General features: G+C 44.2%; 21 protein-coding genes and 1 pseudogene. 4 read left to right on the top strand and 18 right to left on the bottom strand.

The genetic code is table 11. From position 1 onward, the window contains the following. Positions 1–6: 6 nt before the first annotated feature. From FKX92_RS09930 to FKX92_RS09885, 10 genes and pseudogenes are all read right to left on the bottom strand, one after another. Complete coding sequence (locus tag FKX92_RS09930; RefSeq protein WP_002900885.1) at positions 7–438, bottom strand: arginine repressor; 432 nt, start codon at positions 436–438, stop codon at positions 7–9. Beyond that, positions 431–1,246, bottom strand: a complete 816-nt coding sequence (locus FKX92_RS09925; protein WP_149566217.1) for a TlyA family RNA methyltransferase — start codon at positions 1,244–1,246, stop codon at positions 431–433. Before FKX92_RS09925 ends, FKX92_RS09930 begins: the two co-directional genes overlap by 8 nt. Continuing rightward, the gene (locus tag FKX92_RS09920) at positions 1,239–2,114 is read right to left on the bottom strand and encodes a polyprenyl synthetase family protein (RefSeq protein ID WP_149566216.1); all 876 of its coding nucleotides are present in this window, start codon (positions 2,112–2,114) and stop codon (positions 1,239–1,241) included. The genes FKX92_RS09925 and FKX92_RS09920 overlap by 8 nt, the downstream gene beginning before the upstream one ends. Beyond that, positions 2,111–2,323 carry an exodeoxyribonuclease VII small subunit gene (locus FKX92_RS09915; RefSeq protein WP_002896137.1) on the bottom strand — a complete coding sequence of 71 codons (213 nt, stop codon included), beginning with the start codon at positions 2,321–2,323 and terminating at the stop codon, positions 2,111–2,113. Before FKX92_RS09915 ends, FKX92_RS09920 begins: the two co-directional genes overlap by 4 nt. Beyond that, positions 2,301–3,641: an exodeoxyribonuclease VII large subunit gene (gene xseA, locus FKX92_RS09910; protein WP_149566215.1), complete on the bottom strand. Its 1,341-nt coding sequence runs from the start codon at positions 3,639–3,641 to the stop codon at positions 2,301–2,303. The genes FKX92_RS09915 and xseA overlap by 23 nt, the downstream gene beginning before the upstream one ends. Next, positions 3,586–3,821: pseudogene (locus FKX92_RS12205) on the bottom strand (initiator RepB protein). Before FKX92_RS12205 ends, xseA begins: the two are co-directional and overlap by 56 nt. Beyond that, a complete protein-coding gene (locus tag FKX92_RS09900; protein ID WP_149566214.1) occupies positions 3,797–4,639 on the bottom strand; it encodes an NAD(P)H-hydrate dehydratase in 843 nt (280 codons plus the stop codon). Before FKX92_RS09900 ends, FKX92_RS12205 begins: the two are co-directional and overlap by 25 nt. 107 nt (positions 4,640–4,746) lie before the next feature. Continuing rightward, positions 4,747–5,520, bottom strand: coding sequence for an HAD hydrolase family protein (locus tag FKX92_RS09895; protein WP_149566213.1), 774 nt, complete (start codon positions 5,518–5,520; stop codon positions 4,747–4,749). Continuing rightward, positions 5,517–6,371, bottom strand: a complete 855-nt coding sequence (locus tag FKX92_RS09890) for a bifunctional methylenetetrahydrofolate dehydrogenase/methenyltetrahydrofolate cyclohydrolase (RefSeq protein ID WP_149566212.1) — start codon at positions 6,369–6,371, stop codon at positions 5,517–5,519. Before FKX92_RS09890 ends, FKX92_RS09895 begins: the two co-directional genes overlap by 4 nt. Before the next feature lie 198 nt (positions 6,372–6,569). Beyond that, positions 6,570–6,800, bottom strand: coding sequence for a DUF1797 family protein (locus tag FKX92_RS09885; RefSeq protein ID WP_002896146.1), 231 nt, complete (start codon positions 6,798–6,800; stop codon positions 6,570–6,572). 249 nt (positions 6,801–7,049) lie between these two features. Here FKX92_RS09885 and FKX92_RS09880 point away from each other — a divergent pair, with 249 nt between their 5' ends. Beyond that, the gene (locus tag FKX92_RS09880) at positions 7,050–9,320 is read left to right on the top strand and encodes an ATP-dependent Clp protease ATP-binding subunit (RefSeq protein WP_149566211.1); all 2,271 of its coding nucleotides are present in this window, start codon (positions 7,050–7,052) and stop codon (positions 9,318–9,320) included. Between the two features lie 48 nt (positions 9,321–9,368). Here FKX92_RS09880 and FKX92_RS09875 read toward each other — a convergent pair whose 3' ends face one another. Continuing rightward, positions 9,369–9,983, bottom strand: coding sequence for a GyrI-like domain-containing protein (locus FKX92_RS09875; RefSeq protein WP_149566210.1), 615 nt, complete (start codon positions 9,981–9,983; stop codon positions 9,369–9,371). A gap of 59 nt (positions 9,984–10,042) precedes the next feature. Next, positions 10,043–10,942 (bottom strand): helix-turn-helix transcriptional regulator, encoded by a 900-nt coding sequence (locus FKX92_RS09870; protein ID WP_149566209.1) that lies wholly within the window; start codon positions 10,940–10,942, stop codon positions 10,043–10,045. A 225-nt stretch (positions 10,943–11,167) separates the two neighbouring features. On the opposite strand from FKX92_RS09870, the gene FKX92_RS09860 reads away from it, so the two are divergent. Both FKX92_RS09860 and FKX92_RS09855 read left to right on the top strand, forming a co-directional pair. Continuing rightward, a complete protein-coding gene (locus tag FKX92_RS09860) occupies positions 11,168–11,617 on the top strand; it encodes an NUDIX hydrolase (RefSeq protein WP_149566208.1) in 450 nt (149 codons plus the stop codon). A gap of 67 nt (positions 11,618–11,684) precedes the next feature. Beyond that, on the top strand, positions 11,685–11,987 hold the full coding sequence (locus FKX92_RS09855; protein WP_002896152.1) for a DUF1827 family protein: 303 nt from the start codon (positions 11,685–11,687) through the stop codon (positions 11,985–11,987). A 25-nt stretch (positions 11,988–12,012) separates the two neighbouring features. Here the strand turns inward: FKX92_RS09855 and FKX92_RS09850 are convergent, their stop codons facing one another. Beyond that, entirely contained in the window at positions 12,013–12,447 is a 435-nt protein-coding gene (locus tag FKX92_RS09850) for a GNAT family N-acetyltransferase (protein ID WP_149566207.1), read from the bottom strand. A 22-nt stretch (positions 12,448–12,469) separates the two neighbouring features. Here FKX92_RS09850 and FKX92_RS09845 point away from each other — a divergent pair, with 22 nt between their 5' ends. Further along, positions 12,470–12,925 (top strand): MarR family winged helix-turn-helix transcriptional regulator, encoded by a 456-nt coding sequence (locus FKX92_RS09845; RefSeq protein ID WP_149566206.1) that lies wholly within the window; start codon positions 12,470–12,472, stop codon positions 12,923–12,925. Positions 12,926–13,060: 135 nt separating this feature from the next. On the opposite strand, the gene ileS is transcribed toward FKX92_RS09845, so the two are convergent. The 5 genes from ileS to FKX92_RS09820 form a co-directional block, all read right to left on the bottom strand. Next, positions 13,061–15,853, bottom strand: a complete 2,793-nt coding sequence (ileS, locus tag FKX92_RS09840; RefSeq protein WP_149566205.1) for an isoleucine--tRNA ligase — start codon at positions 15,851–15,853, stop codon at positions 13,061–13,063. A gap of 282 nt (positions 15,854–16,135) precedes the next feature. Next, positions 16,136–16,930, bottom strand: coding sequence for a DivIVA domain-containing protein (locus FKX92_RS09835; protein ID WP_002898030.1), 795 nt, complete (start codon positions 16,928–16,930; stop codon positions 16,136–16,138). 9 nt (positions 16,931–16,939) lie between these two features. Then, positions 16,940–17,725: a YlmH family RNA-binding protein gene (locus tag FKX92_RS09830; protein ID WP_002925564.1), complete on the bottom strand. Its 786-nt coding sequence runs from the start codon at positions 17,723–17,725 to the stop codon at positions 16,940–16,942. Then, positions 17,722–17,997: a YggT family protein gene (locus FKX92_RS09825; RefSeq protein ID WP_002896162.1), complete on the bottom strand. Its 276-nt coding sequence runs from the start codon at positions 17,995–17,997 to the stop codon at positions 17,722–17,724. The genes FKX92_RS09830 and FKX92_RS09825 overlap by 4 nt, the downstream gene beginning before the upstream one ends. 5 nt (positions 17,998–18,002) lie before the next feature. Beyond that, positions 18,003–18,590 (bottom strand): cell division protein SepF, encoded by a 588-nt coding sequence (locus FKX92_RS09820; protein WP_002896164.1) that lies wholly within the window; start codon positions 18,588–18,590, stop codon positions 18,003–18,005. Positions 18,591–18,593: the final 3 nt, after the last annotated feature.

Raw genomic sequence — 18,593 nt, 5'->3', positions numbered from 1 at the left:
GCTTTCCTACCAATGGTGAATGATGGTTGCAACCTTTGCAGCCGCTTCCTCTGTCATCATAACCATCAAAATACTGTCGTTGTCTGCCAAGATACTGAAAATATCCTCAGCAAATTCATTTCTAAGATGGCGCTTGACCAGTGCTGTGCTCCCCGGTACCAGACTGAGATTGATCATATTTCCCAAAACCTGACAGGACAGGATGTTATTTTCAGCCAAGCCCAGACTGCTAGTCATGGTCTTAGGTAGCTCGTAGATATAAGTGTTGTCCTTGAGCGGTATCTTGACAATGCCCAACTCTTTGATATCCCTAGAGACCGTGGCCTGGGTCGCTGTAATCCCAGACTCCCTGAGATGTTCTACAATTTCCTCCTGTGTGCCAATGTCATAGTCACTGACAAACCGTCTAATCTTTTCTAATCTATCCTTCTTATTCATCCTTAAATTCCTTGTGTGCTGCCTCTACGACAGCTGTCATCATTGCTGAATTAAGAGGCTTCGGCTCTGTACTCTTTTCTAAATAGGCCAGAAATTCCACATTGCCCTGACCGCCCTGAATAGGCGAAAAATCCAGTCCCCTAACAGAAAAGCCAGCCTCCATCATAAATGCTGTGACCTTTTCCAGAACTGCTAGATGGACCTTTTTATCCTTGACAATCCCTTTTTTCCCAATCTGCTCGCGGCCTGCTTCAAACTGAGGCTTAATCAAGGCGACCACTTGGCCATCTCGAGCCAGAATCTCATGCAGAGCTGGTAAAATCAAACTCAGCGATATAAAGCTGACGTCAATACTGGCAAAGCTCGGCTCCTGTTCAAAGTCAGTCCTTTGGGCATAGCGAAAATTATACTGCTCCATGCTAACAACCCGCTCATCCTGTCTGAGCTTCCAAGCCAGCTGATTAGTACCAACATCTACTGCATAGACCAGCTTAGCTCCGTGCTGCAGCATGACATCTGTAAAACCGCCGGTCGAAGCTCCGATATCCAAGGTCACTCGATCAGTGACCGAAATATCAAAGACTTGCAAAGCCTTTTCTAGCTTGAGGCCGCCTCGGCTGACATACCTGAGTTTCTCACCTTTTAAGCGCAGCTCTGTGGCTGCGTCAATCTTTTCACCTGGCTTGTCAAAGCGCTGGCCATTGGCCGCAGCAATGACTAGTCCAGCCATCACACCACGCTTAGCCTGCTCTCTGGTCTCAAAGAGCCCTTGTCTGTAGGCCAGCACATCTACTCTTTCCTTAGCCATTCAATCTCAAACTTTCTATTATCTTTTGAATTTCTCCGCCTGAAAACTCTGTCTTTTCTTCCAAGTCTGTCAGAATGTCCACAGCTTCATCAAGGGTCTGATTGAAAAAGTTCTTAGCTCCATCCAGTCCCAGAAAGGCTGGATAAGTCGACTTGGCCGCAGCTAAATCTTTCTGCGGGGTTTTACCCAGCTCTTCAAAGCTGGCTGTCACATCCAAAATATCATCCCGCACTTGAAAGGCCAAGCCCAAGAGCTCTCCAATCCTACGAAGCTTGTCTTGAACAGACTGCTGAGCCTGAACAATCAAACCAGCTGCGACAAAAGGATACGTCAGAAGTTTTCCAGTCTTATTGGCATGGATGGTTTTTAAATCTTCTAAACTAATTGCTTGGCCTTCGCCTTGCATGTCCAGAACTTGTCCCGCGACCATACCAAAGCTCCCTGCCGCCAGAGACAACTCAGAAATCAAGTCCACCTTGACCTGACTGGGCAGCTCAGCTCTTGCCAATAGTCCATAGGGGTCCAAAAAGAGAGAATCACCTGCCAAAATAGCCATATCCTCTCCAAACTTCTTATGGCTAGTCAAGCGGCCGCGACGATAGTCGTCATCATCCATAGCTGGCAAATCATCATGGATAAGGCTGCCAGTATGAATCATCTCAAGAGCCGCCGCGACCTGATAGTGGGCCTCAACCAGCTCAAGACCAAAAGCTTGAATCAACTCCAATAGCAATAAGGGACGAATCCGCTTGCCGCCTGCCTGCACCGAATACAAAATAACTTCTGATAAATCCGACGACACTTGCTGAGACCTATAAAAATCTTCAATCGTCAGACCAATTTTTCCCAGTTTCTCGTTTCTTGTCATTCCATTTCCGTTTCTGTGCCGTCTGCCTGCATGACCTTAACCAAGGTCTTTTCTGCCTTGTCCAGACTAGCCTGAAGTTCCTTTGAAAGCTTCATTCCCTTTTGAAATTCCGCAATCGCCTCTTCCAGCGCTACATCACCATTTTCCAGCTTTTGGACAATGACTTCCAAGTCTGCTAAGTTTTCTTCAAATTTCTTTTCTTTGGACATGTTTTACCTCTACTTCCAGCTGCCCATCCCGCATAAGCAGGGTCAGCTCATCTTTTTCTTCAATGCCTGCACTTGACTCGACAACCTTTTGATTCTTTTGGACAATAGCATAGCCACGCGCCACGATTCGACTGGTATCCAGCATAAGCAAGGCCTCGGACAATCTCCTGACTTGAGCCACCTTGTTATCATAAATAACCGCCATGTTGCTGCGCAGCAAACGCTCCAGCTGGGCAGTCTGCTCTTGAAAACGCTGAACGCGACTGAGCGGATTCAATGCCTCCAAACGATGCTGCAAAATTTTGGCCCGCTGTTGCTCTTCACTATAATATTCGCGAATTTTTTGCTTGAGTCGCAGGTTGAGCTGGTCTAACTTCTGAAGATGGCCATCGTAAAGCCGCTCTGGCTGTCGGAAGATAACTGACTGGGTCAGTTTATTTAACCTCTCTCGATAATAGCCCAGGCGATTGGAAATCGCTCGAGACATGCGGTTTTCCTGCTGCTGCAAATGGCCCAGTAGGTCTAGCTTCGTGACTGGTGTTGCTAGCTCAGCCGCAGCCGTCGGAGTCGCAGCCCTGCGATCTGCTACAAAGTCCGCCAAAGTCGTATCAGTCTCATGGCCGACACTAGAAATAACAGGAATCCGAGACTCAAAAATAGCCCGAACCGTTTCCTCTTCGTTGAAAGCCCAGAGATCTTCGATAGAACCACCGCCTCGACCAATAATCAGTACATCCAAATCCGACCGCTCATTGGCCAGTCTGATGTGGTCAGCAACCTGAGCTGCAGCACCATCTCCCTGCACTTTTGTCGGATAAAGGACAATCTCCACTCCCGGAAAGCGACGGCTGACCGTCGTGATAATGTCTCGGATGACCGCTCCGCTGGGACTGGTTACAACACCGATTTTCTTAGGAAATTGGGGCAAGGCTTGCTTGAATTTATCTTGAAAAAGCCCTTCTTCTCCCAGTTTTTTCTTGAGCTGTTCAAACTGGATAGCCAAGGCACCGATACCATCCGGCTCTGTTTTTTCAATGATGATAGAATACGAACCGCTCGGCTCATAGAGCTGCACCCGACCAATGACATTGATTTTCATGCCTTCTTCCAGCTCAAAGCCCAACTTCTGGTAGATACCAGACCAAATCGTGACCTGAATGACGGCCTTTTCATCTTTCAATGAGAAATACTGATGATTGGGGCGCCGGCGGAAATTGGACACCTGACCAGTCAGATAGACCCGCTCCAAATAAGGATCCCGCTCAAACTTCATCTTCAGATACTTGGTCAAGGTCGAAACCGACAAATACTCTGGCATGCCCTTTTCCTTTCATTTCTAGTTTTTCCGTAACTTTTATTATAACAAAAAACTGCATAAAAAACCGATTACAAAGTCTAAAAATTCCCTGAAAGCAAGAAAAAAACTGGGCTTCCACAAAAGAAACCCAGCTGACTTAAAACCCAAGAAAATGTCTACTGACTCATCTCCTTCATCCACCTTGGAATGGCTCTGCTGATTGCCGTTGGCAGGACGACATAAGCTTCCTGACCCAATTTATCTGCGATGAGGGAATGAAGAAGGGTTGCAGCCGCCACTCGCTCAAAGAGACTGCTTGTCTTGAACTGACCCGCAAAAGCAGCAATCATACCAGCCAGCGTATCCCCCATGCCGCCAGTTGCCTGGTAAGGTCCGCCTACTTTCAGCTCAAAGACCTGCTCTTGTCCACTTTGATAGATGGTCGTTCCATGCTTTTTCTGCACGACAATATTGCCCAAAGGCAGCTGATTGACCGCTGCCTGATTGGCTGCCGCTGTCTGATCTGACAAGCTCAAACCCGATAAACCTTCCCACTCCTTCTGGTGAGGGGTAAAAATTGTCTGTGCTTTTGGAAATGGCAAAGCTGCCTTGCTAAAGAGTGAAATGGCTCCGCCATCCATGATGAGTATCTGCTGTTCTGCCACAGTCTGGATTACCTTTTGTAGGATATCTAGGCCTAGTTGATTCTCCGCCAAGCCAGGACCAATCAAAACTAGATCTGATTTAACCAGCTGCTCTGTCAATCGGTCTTGCTCCTCTAGGTCAAAGGCCATGGCCTCCGGTAAATGACTGTGCAGAGGGGCGATATTTTCTCTGTCTGTAGCAACAGTCACCAGACCAGCCCCACTATTGACTGCTGCTAAAGCTGCCATGATAATGGCGCCCCCATAAGGATAGGTCCCCCCAATCAATAAGAGACGTCCATAATCGCCCTTGTGACTTTCTAGGGGGCGTTCCCTAATGACTCTTTTTAAAATATTCTCAGCATTTTTTACCATGATATTCTCCTAGACCAACTTCATCCTGCACTGGTCTCAAGATGACCAAACCTATCTTCATTATACACCAAAAGGCACCTAAACAGGTGCCTCGTATCGCAAGAAAGTTATTTTCTTCGGAAATCTGCAAATTTTTGTAAGATTCTTGCTGCAACTGCCTTGGGTAAATTTTCCTGAAAAGCGACCTGCTCATCCGCATAATCGCTCAAGCCTGGGAAATCACCAACCTGCACAGCGTAGAGAGAATTCTTAAAGAGCTGGATATCATTTTGATCATTTCCAAAAGCCACATAATCCGAGCCGCATAATTCCTTTACAGTTGAAGCCTTATTGGTTTCAGCCGGATTGATATAAAAACATTTCTCATGTTCATGATAGTCTAGACTTAGATTAGGCAAGTTTGCAAAACTAGCCTGTACATCGTCTAAGAGTTGCTCATGATTCCCCATGTAAATAACAAGCTTAATAGGATGCTGGAGTTCAGTCAGTTCCAACCGTCTTGCCCGCCTGAGAGGATCTACACTGGCAATAAAAGGGATTTTTTCTAAAATCTGGCCGCTGTAGTCAAAAGTATTATCGACAAAAAAAGGCAAATTATAGGTCAAACAAGTATCTAGAATAGCTTGATAACTCGACTGATGCAGCTGACGCTCAAACATCAGCTGTCCATTCTGATAAGCTACTCCGCCGTTCAGGCCAATCACTATCTGCTGGCTCAATTCCGAACCTAATAGTCCCAGACAATCTCGATAGGAGCGCGCCGAAGCAAACAGAACTTCATGCCCAAACTGAGGAGCCGTTAGCAGGACCTGCTTAATCTCCTCATCAATCGTCATATAATCAAAGGACAAGGTCCCATCCAAATCAAAAACAAATTTCATGATTCAAGACTCCGTTTAAAGGCTTGGTAGGTCTGCTCCATCAGCATGGTAATGGTCATAGGCCCAACACCTCCAGGTACAGGGGTAATCAGACTGGCAAGTTCAGACACTTCATCAAACTTAACATCGCCAATCAGCTTGCCATTCTCATCTCGATTCATACCGACATCAATGACAACAGCTCCTTCCTTGACAAAGTCCTTGGTCACAAAATGTCCACGTCCGATAGCCACCACCAAAATATCTGCCCGCTTAGCAGTCTTGGCTAGATTGTGAGTCCGTGAATGTGTTAGGGTCACTGTCGCATTCTTAGCCAAAAGCAGCTGAGCCATGGGCTTACCAACAATATTACTCCGCCCGATGACGACCGCTCGCTTGCCTTCCAGTTCAACGCCATATTCATGGAACATTGCCATAATACCTGCTGGAGTAGCCGGAATCATAACCGGATGGCCGCTCCATAGTTTGCCCATATTAAGAGGATGAAAACCATCAACATCCTTGTCTGGATCAATAGCCAGCAGCACAGCTTCATCATCAATATGCTCAGGCAAGGGCAGCTGAACCAAAATCCCATGCCAGTCAGGATTTTGATTATAGGTTTCAATCAAGCTCAAGAGCTCTTCCTGGCTGGTCTCTTCTGGCAGACGTTCTACCTTACTCCGAAAGCCAGCAGCCAAGGCTGAGCGCTCTTTATTACGCACGTAGATTTGACTGGCTGGATTATTTCCCACCACAATCACTACCAAGCCCGGTACCTGACCTGTCTTTTCTTTGAGGCGAGCCGTTTTTTCGGCTAATTTTTTCTGAAGCTTCTCTGCCAAACCTCTACCATCAATAATCTGCACCATGTCATTCTCATTTCTTTTTCATTATCTTTTTCATTATACCAAAAAAATCTGGGCCCAGCCTATAACTTTTTCTTATATAAGGTTATAAGACGAGGATTCATTGGCACCTGGCGGTAAAATTTTCAGAACTACTGAATCTTTTCTATCTTTTTCAAAACAAGATAAAAAGGGTAAAAATAAAAAGCAGCTAAGTGCTTTTTAGTAGAGTAATTCATAAATTTCCATTGCAATCAAATCGATGCTGTCGAAAGTATAGGTCTCACGCGCTGCAACATCACGCAAGGTGAAGACAGAGCCGTTTTCTTCGTCATAACTGTAAGCTACTTCTGCTACAACCACTCCTTCACGCTCAAAATTACGTTTCAAATTTCCGCCATCCTTAGCCATAGCTTCTAAGCGGTTGATAATTCTAACTAAATGTGATTCCATTTTGTTTCTCCTATTTACTTAGTTCCCTCTTATTTTACCATAAATAGCGACCGAAATACCACTAAAAGCCTATTTTTTGTAATTTTTCAAGAATTTGTTTTCATTCTGCTCGGTCTAAGGGAGGATTTTGTAGTAAATTCTTGCAAAGTTCGAGAATACTGATATAATGAAACTATAAAACTTTGACTATTTTTGACCTTTAATCATTTCTATAAATAGCTTGCACACTAAAAGAAAAGAGGTATCTGCATGCTTTGCCAAAATTGTAAAATCAATGAATCTACGATTCACCTTTATACCAACGTAAATGGCCATAAACAGCAGGTGGATTTGTGCCAAAACTGCTACCAAATCATGAAAACAGATCCTGAACATTCCTTGTTCGGCGGAATCGCTAATGCCAACAATCACGGAACAGACCCTATCGATGACTTCTTTAACAGCCTCAGCAATTTTCAACAGCCTCAGGAATCAACTACCCCTCCTACCCAATCTGGCGGAGCCTATGGGGGTGGTGGCGGCTATGGCTCCAATCCTAGCAAGGGTGGTCAGCCTCAGCCAAGTCCGCAAAAGCCAAAAGGCCTGCTGGAAGAGTTTGGTATCAACGTGACTGAGTTGGCTCGCCGAGGTGAGATTGACCCTGTTATTGGCCGTGATGAAGAAATCGTCCGTGTCATTGAAATCCTCAACCGCCGCACCAAAAACAATCCTGTTCTCATAGGAGAGCCAGGAGTCGGAAAAACAGCCGTAGTGGAAGGCTTGGCCCAGAAAATTGTCGATGGTGATGTGCCTCATAAACTCCAAGGCAAGGAGGTTATCCGCCTAGACGTTGTCAGTTTAGTACAGGGAACTGGTATCCGTGGCCAATTTGAGGAGAGAATGCAGAAGCTTATAGATGAGATTCGTTCTCGTCAGGATGTCATTCTCTTTATTGATGAAATCCATGAAATTGTCGGAGCAGGCTCTGCTGGCGATGGCAATATGGACGCTGGGAACATCCTCAAACCAGCTCTGGCTCGCGGAGAACTCCAGATGGTCGGAGCAACTACCCTCAACGAATATCGTATTATTGAGAAGGATGCTGCACTGGAGCGCCGCATGCAGCCCGTTAAAGTAGACGAGCCGACAGTAGAGGAAACGATTACCATCCTCAAAGGAATTCAGAAAAAATACGAAGACTACCATCACGTCAAGTACACAGATGCGGCCATTGAAGCTGCTGCGCTTCTCTCCAACCGCTACATCCAAGATCGCTTCTTGCCAGACAAGGCTATTGACCTCTTGGATGAGGCTGGATCCAAGATGAATCTGACCCTCAACTTCGTTGATCCCAAGGTCATTGACCAACGTCTGATTGAGGCTGAAAATCTCAAGGCTCAGGCGACTCGTGACGAAGATTTCGAAAAGGCGGCTTACTTCCGCGACCAGATTGCTAAGTACAAGGAACTCCAGCAGACAAGTGTACTAGACAAGGATACTCCGATTATCAGTGAGAAAACGATTGAGCACATCGTAGAGCAAAAGACCAATATCCCAGTTGGCGACCTCAAAGAAAAAGAACAGTCTCAACTAGTCAATCTTGCAAGTGACTTAAAGGCTCATGTCATCGGTCAAGACGATGCTGTGGATAAGATTGCCAAGGCCATCCGCCGCAACCGGGTCGGACTAGGAAGTCCTAATCGCCCAATCGGCAGCTTCCTCTTTGTCGGACCTACTGGTGTCGGTAAGACTGAGCTGTCTAAGCAACTAGCTATTGAGCTCTTTGGCTCGGCTGACAGCATGATTCGCTTTGATATGAGTGAATACATGGAGAAACACAGCTTGGCCAAGCTGGTCGGTGCCCCTCCGGGCTATGTCGGCTATGATGAAGCTGGTCAATTGACTGAGCGCGTCCGCCGCAATCCCTACTCACTCATTCTGCTAGATGAGGTGGAAAAGGCCCATCCCGATGTTATGCACATGTTCCTGCAGGTTCTAGATGATGGCCGCCTGACCGATGGTCAAGGCCGGACTGTCAGCTTCAAGGACACCATTATCATCATGACATCCAATGCCGGAACTGGCAAAGCTGAAGCCAGCGTTGGCTTTGGAGCAGCGCGTGAAGGCCGCACCAACTCCGTTTTGGGTGAATTGGGGAACTTCTTCAGTCCTGAGTTTATGAACCGTTTTGACGGCATTATCGAATTCCAGGCGCTCAGCAAGGACAATCTACTGCAAATCGTCAACCTTATGCTGGACGATGTTAATCAACGTTTGGCAACCAATGGCATTCATCTGGATGTTACGGAGAAGGTCAAGGAAAAATTGGTTGACCTGGGCTACGATCCAAAAATGGGCGCTCGCCCACTGCGCCGTACCATTCAGGACCATATCGAAGATGCTATTACTGACTTTTATCTGGAAAATCCAAGCGAAAAAGAGCTCAAAGCTATCATGACCAGCAATGGCAAGATTCTCATCAAGTCAGCAAAGAAAACTGAAAGCACAGAGCCCGTTAATTCATCTCAAGAAGAAAAATGAATTTCGACAAAATAGAGCAGAAAACTAACTGTTTTCTGCTCTATTTCTTTATTTATCCTTCTGAACCTTGTAGCGCAGAATTGTTTTCAGCTTGCTAGGTTCTGTCCGATTCAGATTATTGAGATAGATTTCCCTATGAGTGTGTGAAATCCGTGTCAGCTGGTGACTCTGGCAAAAGGCATCCATTTTAGCGAAGGATTGAGGTTCTTCGTCAAAAGGTCCTAGGTGCAGCATGGCGACACACACTTCTTCTGTCATTTCCTCAAAACGAATCTCGTCATAGAGAGGATTAGGCTTTTTGACACGGACATGTTCCAGAGACTTTTTCACCATCTCTTCAGTGATAAAGTCCGGCTGCCCAATCATAATGGTATAAATCAATTCTTCTTTAATGAGTTCTCCTGCTTGCTCTTGCTGCCAAAGTCCTTCCAAGGGATAGACTGTAAAATCAGTAAATTCTTGCTCGGCCGCTGTCTTTTTGTAGTTCATCTTGATAGCATAGGCTAAGCTGTACAGAGCACCAACTCGTTCCGAAAAGTCAGCAGCATTAGGATTGCCCTTGCCGTCAATCATGATAAAAGACTGGGCAGGAACATCTATAAGACAGGGTTTAGACTTGATTTGATATAATTCACGATTGGCTTTTCTCCATTCATATTTCATGAGAGAGCCCTCCTTTCTTTACTACAAACAGTATAGCAAAGAAAAGCTGACAACCTCTGTCAGCTTTTATAAATATCGGCAATAGCTTTTAACTTTTCTTTGAATTCTTCCCGTAACCGAGGCGGCTCCATGATTTCAACTCCATCCAAAAAGGATAGCAAGTAGGTATAAAGACTATCGTGACTCGGCAAATGCGTCTCGACATAAATGCTCCCATCAGTCTCCTCTATCTCTGCTTCTGAAAACTCCTCGTACACTCGAAAGGCATGCTTCCGGTCAAATTTCAAGAGGACTTTTACAGTGCCTCCTAGCCGCTCCTCAGAACTAAATTTCTCATCCAAGACTCTCTGCTTAAATCGTTCCTCTAACATCTGACAGTCTCTCATTCTGCTGAGTTTAAAAAAGCGCGGAGCTTGTCTTAAGCGACAAAAGCCAGCAACATACCAGTTTTGGCTTTTAAATACTAACTTCAGCGCCTCTATCTTGCGCTGCTCTCTTTCTCCACGCCCATTCAAATAAGAAAAAGACAAGACTCTTCTTTGCAAGATTGCATGCTTAATAGTATCAAACAGTTCTTTCTGATCTGCTTTTTTGCGCCAGTCAGTGAAATCCACCTCCAGCCAGGAAGTTGCCTGAACTTGAAACAAGGACTGTAGCTTAGACAAGGTCTCTACTTGCTCGCCATCTGTTAAAATCTGCAAGCCTTGAAGAGCTGCTAATAGCTCATCCCTCTCAGACTCCGAAAACAAGGCCTTGTCCAAGACAAAATCCTTCATCAGAAAAATACCCCCGCCTTTGCCTGGACTGCAATAGATAGGAATTCCTGCCAAACTCAGCTTGTCTACATCTCGATAGATGGTCCGAATAGATACTTCAAATAGCGAGGCCAATTCGGGAGCTGTTGCGCGGCCCTGCTCTAAAAGAAGATATAAGATTTTAAAAAGTCTGCTTTCTGTCATAAAACCACCTCGCTACTATTATAACAATTTCTCCTATAAATGTTTTACTATTCCCATAAAGAAGAGTTTTTTTAAACGGTCGGAGGAAGGAATTTATTATTTTAAGGAGATTTCTTTCAAGGACTATCATTCTTTTTCTGTCCAATAAACCGAGTAAATTCTTGACAGCTGGTCCTTAGTCCATTATGATAGATAGTAAACTGACTAGAGATTGAGGATATTAGAATGACAAATCCAACCTTTGGTGAAAAGGAAGCAAATGTAGAATATGTGACCCGCTACGGAGTCTATGCCGTTATCCCAGACGAAAAGAAAGAAAAGATTATTTTGGTTCAGGCACCTAACGGGGCTTGGTTTCTGCCCGGTGGAGAGATTGAAGAGGGGGAAAACCATCAGACTGCGCTTGAACGCGAGCTGATGGAAGAACTTGGATTCACGGCCCAGCTTGGACGCTATCTTGGACAAGCTGATGAATATTTTTACTCCCGCCATCGCGACACCCATTTCTACAACCCGGCCTACCTGTATGAGGTCACCTCTTTCCAAGAAGTCCAAAAACCGCTGGAAGATTTCAACCAGCTTGCCTGGTTCCCCGTCGATGAAGCTATCGAAACACTCAAACGCGGCAGCCATAAATGGGGTATCCAGGCTTGGAAAAATGCACTTAAAGCTTAAAGAAATCATTCACAATTCATAGCAAACATGTTATAATAATAGCAGGTATAAAGCAGGAGGAAATCGTATGAAGCTTATTAATACAACAAACAGTCATGCTGACCTTGTCAAAAGCCAATTGGAAAGCACCGATGCGATATTAGTCGAAGTTTATTCTGCTGGAAACAGCGATGTTGTTTTTACACAAGCTCCTCTTCACTATGAAATTTTGATTTCAAACATGCACCGTGCTGTACGCGAACAGGAAATCGAAAAAATCAGAGAATTTTTCTTGAAGAGAAAAATTGATGCAAATGCTATTGATAGAGCTGCTATCCGCACGATTTACGCTAATAATCTAATCGAAATTTCCATTCCTGTGAAACAGTAAAAACTAAGGCAATCGCCTTAGTTTTTTATTGTTTATAGATCATGGTAATGTGAGGTGTCGATTCAAAAATAAAGGATTGGCCAACTGATTTGAAGCCATACTTTTCATAAAGAGCAGCCACCTGAACCTGAGCCTCTATTTCAATTTCCTTTCCTAGCCATTTCTCAGCACATAATTGCAAGATTTCTCTGATAAGCTGTCCTCCTAAGCCCTGTCCTCGTGCAGACTGAGCTGTGACTACTCGACCAAAGACTAAATGCTCTCCCTCTTCAAAGACACGGGCATAAGCATCAATTTCCCCTTGTTCATTAGCATGGTAAACATGCACTGCTTCTAGGTCTTTCTCATCCAGTTCATGATAGATGCGCTCCTGCTCCACCACAAAGGTGTCAATGCGAAGTTTTAAGATCTGATAAAATTCTATCGGGTTCAGCTCTGTTAATTTTTTCCTAGACCACATACTTGTTTCCTCTAACTTTTTAATGTATAATAAGTGCAAATGCAACTATCAAGGAGTTCCTATGGATTACCGTCAACTTTTCCGGCAAATGGGCTTTATTTCTAGACAAGCCATGATGAAAATGAATCAAAAAGCCAGTAACTACGGCCTAGACAATAATTTGTTTCTACTGCTCATTCGTATCGTCGAAAATGAAGGTCTCAGCCAATCTCAACTGGCAGAGATGGTGCAGATTGACAAGACTACCCTCAGCCGTTCTCTAGGAAAGCTGGAAGATAGAGGCTTGATTATCAAAAAAACCAAAGCTCAAAACAAGAAGTTCAAAGAGCTCTATCCTAGCAGTCAGGCTCTCAAACTCTATGACCAACTGATTGGCTTTGAAAATACCTACGCCAGTCAAGCTCTGCAGAAACTGACTTCCACTGAGCTCTTTCAGCTTCAAAACATTTTGGCTAAAATAAGCACTCCTAAGTTATAACTAGTATAACAGAAAACAGTTGCAAATGCAACTGTTTGTTTTTGCTAATTTGGTTTTAAATTAACAAATTTTCAAATCAATCTATCTAAAAAATGGCTTACCTCTAAAGGGCAAAGCCATTTTTTATTTTAAAACTTACTTGACCTCAAAGCCTTCTGATACAGCCTGAGCAAAGTTTTCTTCTAAAATTTCTGCACAGTGGTCACAGACAAGGGCTTGATAGCTGCGCTCTTGAACTGTTGTATCAATGCGACGGCAGCGATCACAGACTTGTCCCTGCGCATGCTCTACGACAAAAGCTACATCTTCAAAGACTAGAGCGCCTTCTGGAGCAGGTCCTTCAGCAATCGTTAATTGAGAAACAATGAGAAGCTGGGCCACATCGCTGTTAACTGCTTCCAGCAAGGTCTTGATGACTTCATTCGGATAGACAGTCAGATGTGCTTCCAACGATTTCCCAATAACCTTCTCATTGCGGGCTTCTTCTAAGGCTTTCTGAGCCTGACTGCGGAAGTCCATAAAGGCAGACCAAGTGTCCAAGATTTCTTCTTGATTTGGGAAAGTCTGAGCTTCTGGCAATTCAGATAACTGTACAAATTCTTCCTCTTCATGCTCTAGGTAAGACCAAATCTCTTCTGCTGTGTGCGGCAAGATTGGCGTCAACAACTTGGTAATCTTGACTAAAATATCATAGAAAACAGTCTGCATCTGACGACGTTCCAATGATTTTGCTGCTTCGATATAGACGACATCTTTGGCAAAGTCCAGATAGAAAGCGGACAAGTCAACAGTCACAAAGTTGACAATCGCTTTATAAATAGTCAGAAACTCAAAGTCTGCGTAAGCCTTGCGAATAGTCTCTACTAATTGATTGAAGCGGATAGTCATGTATTTATCAACGGAGCGAAGTTCTTCGTAAGCTACGGCATCCTCAGCTGGATTAAAGTCAGAGGTATTGGCAATCAAGAAACGAAGCGTATTCCGAATCTTACGGTAGGTTTCAGAAACTTGACCCAAGATATCCATAGAGATACGAACGTCGTTGCTAGAGTCAACACTGGTTACCCAGAGACGCAAGATTTCCGCACCAAATTGTTTTTCCACGTCACTTGGAGCAATTGTATTTCCAAGGGATTTAGACATCTTTTCGCCCTTACCATCTAAGGCAAATCCTTGTGACAAGATTTGTTTGTAAGGAGCTACGCCATGGTTGGCAACTGAAGTGATGAGGGAGGAGTTGAACCAACCTCGGTATTGGTCTGAACCTTCTAGATAAAGATCAGCCGGGTAAGTTAACTCAGGACGATTGACTACTACACCATTCCATGATGAACCTGAGTCAAACCAAACGTCCATGATGTCCGTTTCCTTGGTAAATTCGCCGTTTGGAGAACCTGGATGAGTAAATCCTTCTGGTAAAAGGTCTTTTGCTTCACGCTTCCACCAGACGATAGATCCGTGCTCCTCAAAGAGCTGAGCTACGTGTTCGATGGTTTCAGCCGTCATGATTGGTGTTCCGTCTTCGGCATAGAAGATTGGCAATGGTACACCCCAAGCCCGCTGACGCGAGATAACCCAGTCACCACGGTCACGAATCATATTATAGAGACGTACTTTACCCCATTCAGAATGGAATTTAACCTTTTCAATTTCGTCCAAAATTTCTTGACGGAATTTAGAAACAGATGCAAACCACTGTGGTACTGCCCGCCAGATAATTGGCTTCTTGGTCCGCCAGTCAAATGGGTAGGAGTGAGAGATTTCTTCCTGAGCAAGGAGCAAGTCACCAAGCTTTTCAATAACTGTTGGTGCAACTTTGTCATAGAACTGGCCTGCAAAGTCAGGACCAGCATTTTCCATCATGATACCACGCTCATTAACAGTGACAAATACTTCCAAGCCATTAGCTACACCAACATTATAGTCGTCCTCACCAAAACCAGGTGCTGTATGGACAATACCGGTACCAGAGTCAGTCGTAACGTGGTCACCAAGGATAACAAGTTCATCTACAGCGGTATCCCATGGGTGAACTGTCACGATGTGGTTCAATTCTTGACCACGGTAGGTAGCCAAAACTTGAACATCAGCCCATCCAAATTTCTCAGACAGACTATTCAACAATTCTGAAGCAACCACAAACTTACGAGATTCACCTGCTGGCTGAACGACTACGTAATCAATATCTGCTCCAACAGTCAAACCACGAGAAGCTGTAATAGTAAACGGAGTTGTTGTCCATACGACGATGTAAGTATCGGAGTCCAATACTCCTTTACCATCTTTGACGCGGTTAGCATAATAGAGAGAGGTGGAAACCAAATCATGGTATTCAATTTCCGCTTCAGCCAAAGCTGACTCAGAAGACCAAGACCAGTAAACGGGCTTAGCACCACGGTAGATATAGCCTTTCTTAGCCATTTCACCAAAGACACGGATCTGAGCGGCTTCATAGTCAGATGTCAAGGTTACATAAGGATTTTCCCAATCACCAGAAACTCCCAAACGCTTGAAATCTTCTTTTTGCTTTTCGACTTGGCTAAGCGCATAGTCCCTACACATATTGAGGTAGTCTACCAAGTCTAGCTCTTTGCGCTTAATGCCTTGCTTTGCCAACACCTGCTCAATCGGAAGACCATGCGTATCCCATCCTGGAATGTAAGGTGCATAGTAGCCAGCCATAGACTTTGAGCGAACAATGATATCTTTGGAAATTTTATTCATGGCATGGCCGACGTGAATATTACCGTTAGCATAGGGAGGCCCATCATGCAAGATAAAGTGCGGCTTGCCTTCGTTCAGTTCCTGACGACGCTGATAAAGCTTAGCTTCATCCCATTCCTTCTGCCAGATTGGCTCCTTATTTGGAAGACCGGCCCGCATAGGAAAAGCAGTTTTTCCAAGATTGAGTGTTTCTTTCAGTTTCATTCTATTCCTCTTTATTTTTAAAATTACAAATTAAAAACCGCAAACTTCTCCAAAAAGGACGAAAATTCGCGGTACCACCTTTGTTTAGGCAAGACAATAGCATGATGCTCCTCTTGCCCCTCTTTGTCCGTAACGTGGACTGACGTCTCATCCTACTGATTTCAGAAGAAAGTTCTGTAAAATGATAGCCCAAGCAAGATGGACTGCAGATCTTTCACCATCATCTGCTCGCTGAAAGTATTTTGCTTGGTCTGTGTTTTTACAATCTTATCTTTTTTAAAATTATAAAATATTTACTGGAACTTTTTGTTCCCCATTTGTGTCATCATCGTGATGGTCAGCTTCTGAGTTTTCCTCAGCTGCGTGAGCTTCTATATCTTCATCGCTGAGCGGAGAAAAAGCTTGGGTCGCAGCTAATTCACGGTTAGCAGCTTCAATGCGCTCTTGCAACTCAGCCATTTCCTCTGGAGAAAATTGACGTGTAACATCCACTTCTTCCTCGCGGACAACTGCTTCTTCTCCCAGAACCTCCGATACAACCTCCTTGAAGGCCTCATCGCTGGTCTGCAAGTAAGTAGCTGTCGGACGCAGGATTTCTTCCCATTCAGATGAATTCACAATACTGAGCTGGCTCTCAATGGTTGATTTCAAGCGTTGGTGGAAGACACGTGTTTTGTTTTTCAGTTCTTCTGTTTCAATGGCTACTTTCTTAGCATTGTCCGCTGCCTGACGCAAAATTTCATCAGCTTTGTACTTAGCTCCATCCAACAAATGCTGCGCATCCTGCTCTGCCTGACGGACAATATTTGTAGATCGCTCATTGGCAGCAACTTTAACACGCTCAGCCGTATCCTGAGCAATCAAGACAGACTGGCTGAGAGAGTCTTTCATCTCATCAAAATATGTCAGACGTTCTTCCAGATTACGAATTTTTGCTTCTTTTTCGTGATTTTCACGAACCAAGTCCTCATAATCACGGACAACGATGTCCAGGAATTCATCTACCTCTTCAACATCATAGCCTCTAAACTTGGTTCCAAAGGATTTATCTTTAATTTCTAATGCTGTAAGTGTCATAGTTCCTCCTCATTTACTAGCTAATAATTCAACAGTTAACTTATGTTTTCCATTCTTGGAAAGGCCATTTTCTCTTAAAACCTTAAATCTTCCAAATCGTCTAACGCTAATCAAGTCTTCAAGCCCGACCTGCTGGCTGGGATTGTCATTAACAGCATAGTTCATTTTCACATGCTTGCCAGAAATTAGCTGAGCAGCCTGGCTTCTTGATAACTTAAAGGTGCTGGCTACCAACTTGTCCAATCGAAGACTAGATGCTAAAATTTCTCTGGTGACAGCCTGCTTTTGCTCTTTCAGCTGCTCTGCAAGGGAAACTTCCTTTAGTCTGACAGGCATCTTTGCAATTTTAGAGACATGATCTATAAAATACTGGGATAGTCTCTTATCTACAAAGAGCTGAGCACGGTCTCCAACTACAAGAATATCACCAAAGGTCCGTCTTTCAATCCCCAATTGATTGAGCAAGGTCCCCATAATCTGCGAATGACTGATTTTATAAAATTTGCTTGCATAGTAAATTTCCAGCAAGCTCAATTCAAAATCATCCATATTCAGTTGGTAATAGGAAGGCGCCACAAGAACTCTTGCCAGTTCACTTGGAAAATAATCTGAACTAGCAAAGACTTGCACATCATATTGCTTGCCAATATTCTTCAGGATTGAGACCTGATGGGGATTCAAAAAAGAAGTTGTTTCAAAGGCATAGGTATCTTGAACCCGCTGAAGCAGCTCCAGACTCCTATCAATAAACTCTCGATCCTCATGCGAAAAGTGTTGATATAAATCTTTCATCATAATAACATTAGTAAGACGCTTATTAAATAAAAGACCACACGATTTAAAAGGTTTAAAGCCAGAATTGCAACCCAAACGGTAAAGTCCAGCCCTGCAAACTGCAAGGGAAGACGGCGGAAAAGTTTTAAATACGGTTCTACAATTCGTGTTAGAAACTCTCCGAATTTGGTTTGATAGGCTCCTGGAAACCAAGACAGAAGTGCATAGACAATCAAGGCAATGCTATAAAGATCGAAAAGATTAGAGATGGCACGAATTACAAAATATAACATATCTCTTATCTACTGCGCTTCATATCAAAGTCGAATTCGCTGATTTCAACATCGTTTGGCAGGCGGATATCTTCCACATTTACCACTACATTAATCGGAGTCAGCAAATACATAGTGCTTGCAACTTTTTTCAAATTTCCAGCCAAGACATAACGCGCACCGTCTAGGTAGTCTAAACAGCGACGAGCCTGTACCTCAGTCATATACTGGAAGTCAATCAGGATGCTTTCATTGGCCAAAAGCAGGTCAACAATTTCAGTCGCTTCCTCATATCTCCTCGGATAACGAACATCAATCGTAATCTTCTCATCCGCATTTGCACGGTGCTGAGCCAATTCCTGCTGACGTGCATGCAGTCTGGTAATATTCTCTGTCGAAGATTTCTGTTGTGGCTGTGGTTTAGGCTGTGGCTTGGCCGCAGCAACCGGACGAGGAGCTGGCTTGCTCTCTCTGACTGGCTTAGGCTGAACCAATTCAGGCTTCTGCTTAACAGGCGCTGCAGGTCTGCTGACAGTCTGCTCCTGAACCTCAGTCTCATCTCCATCTTCTGTAAAATAATCTATAAATTTATCAAATCTATCTTTTAATGACATATT

The sequence above is a fragment of the Streptococcus sanguinis genome (assembly GCF_008329445.1).
Classification (GTDB): domain Bacteria; phylum Bacillota; class Bacilli; order Lactobacillales; family Streptococcaceae; genus Streptococcus; species Streptococcus sanguinis_O.
The sequence above is the reverse complement of the archived record's forward strand: the minus strand, read 5'-3'. Positions and strand labels throughout refer to the sequence as shown.

Coding starts and splice junctions, on each gene's coding strand:
- FKX92_RS09930 (WP_002900885.1), bottom strand. CDS start 438: ATGAATAAGAAGGATAGATTAGAAAAGATTAGACGGTTTGTCAGTGAC.
- FKX92_RS09925 (WP_149566217.1), bottom strand. CDS start 1,246: ATGGCTAAGGAAAGAGTAGATGTGCTGGCCTACAGACAAGGGCTCTTT.
- FKX92_RS09920 (WP_149566216.1), bottom strand. CDS start 2,114: ATGACAAGAAACGAGAAACTGGGAAAAATTGGTCTGACGATTGAAGAT.
- FKX92_RS09915 (WP_002896137.1), bottom strand. CDS start 2,323: ATGTCCAAAGAAAAGAAATTTGAAGAAAACTTAGCAGACTTGGAAGTC.
- xseA (WP_149566215.1), bottom strand. CDS start 3,641: ATGCCAGAGTATTTGTCGGTTTCGACCTTGACCAAGTATCTGAAGATG.
- FKX92_RS09900 (WP_149566214.1), bottom strand. CDS start 4,639: ATGGTAAAAAATGCTGAGAATATTTTAAAAAGAGTCATTAGGGAACGC.
- FKX92_RS09895 (WP_149566213.1), bottom strand. CDS start 5,520: ATGAAATTTGTTTTTGATTTGGATGGGACCTTGTCCTTTGATTATATG.
- FKX92_RS09890 (WP_149566212.1), bottom strand. CDS start 6,371: ATGGTGCAGATTATTGATGGTAGAGGTTTGGCAGAGAAGCTTCAGAAA.
- FKX92_RS09885 (WP_002896146.1), bottom strand. CDS start 6,800: ATGGAATCACATTTAGTTAGAATTATCAACCGCTTAGAAGCTATGGCT.
- FKX92_RS09880 (WP_149566211.1), top strand. CDS start 7,050: ATGCTTTGCCAAAATTGTAAAATCAATGAATCTACGATTCACCTTTAT.
- FKX92_RS09875 (WP_149566210.1), bottom strand. CDS start 9,983: ATGAAATATGAATGGAGAAAAGCCAATCGTGAATTATATCAAATCAAG.
- FKX92_RS09870 (WP_149566209.1), bottom strand. CDS start 10,942: ATGACAGAAAGCAGACTTTTTAAAATCTTATATCTTCTTTTAGAGCAG.
- FKX92_RS09860 (WP_149566208.1), top strand. CDS start 11,168: ATGACAAATCCAACCTTTGGTGAAAAGGAAGCAAATGTAGAATATGTG.
- FKX92_RS09855 (WP_002896152.1), top strand. CDS start 11,685: ATGAAGCTTATTAATACAACAAACAGTCATGCTGACCTTGTCAAAAGC.
- FKX92_RS09850 (WP_149566207.1), bottom strand. CDS start 12,447: ATGTGGTCTAGGAAAAAATTAACAGAGCTGAACCCGATAGAATTTTAT.
- FKX92_RS09845 (WP_149566206.1), top strand. CDS start 12,470: ATGTATAATAAGTGCAAATGCAACTATCAAGGAGTTCCTATGGATTAC.
- ileS (WP_149566205.1), bottom strand. CDS start 15,853: ATGAAACTGAAAGAAACACTCAATCTTGGAAAAACTGCTTTTCCTATG.
- FKX92_RS09835 (WP_002898030.1), bottom strand. CDS start 16,930: ATGACACTTACAGCATTAGAAATTAAAGATAAATCCTTTGGAACCAAG.
- FKX92_RS09830 (WP_002925564.1), bottom strand. CDS start 17,725: ATGATGAAAGATTTATATCAACACTTTTCGCATGAGGATCGAGAGTTT.
- FKX92_RS09825 (WP_002896162.1), bottom strand. CDS start 17,997: ATGTTATATTTTGTAATTCGTGCCATCTCTAATCTTTTCGATCTTTAT.
- FKX92_RS09820 (WP_002896164.1), bottom strand. CDS start 18,590: ATGTCATTAAAAGATAGATTTGATAAATTTATAGATTATTTTACAGAA.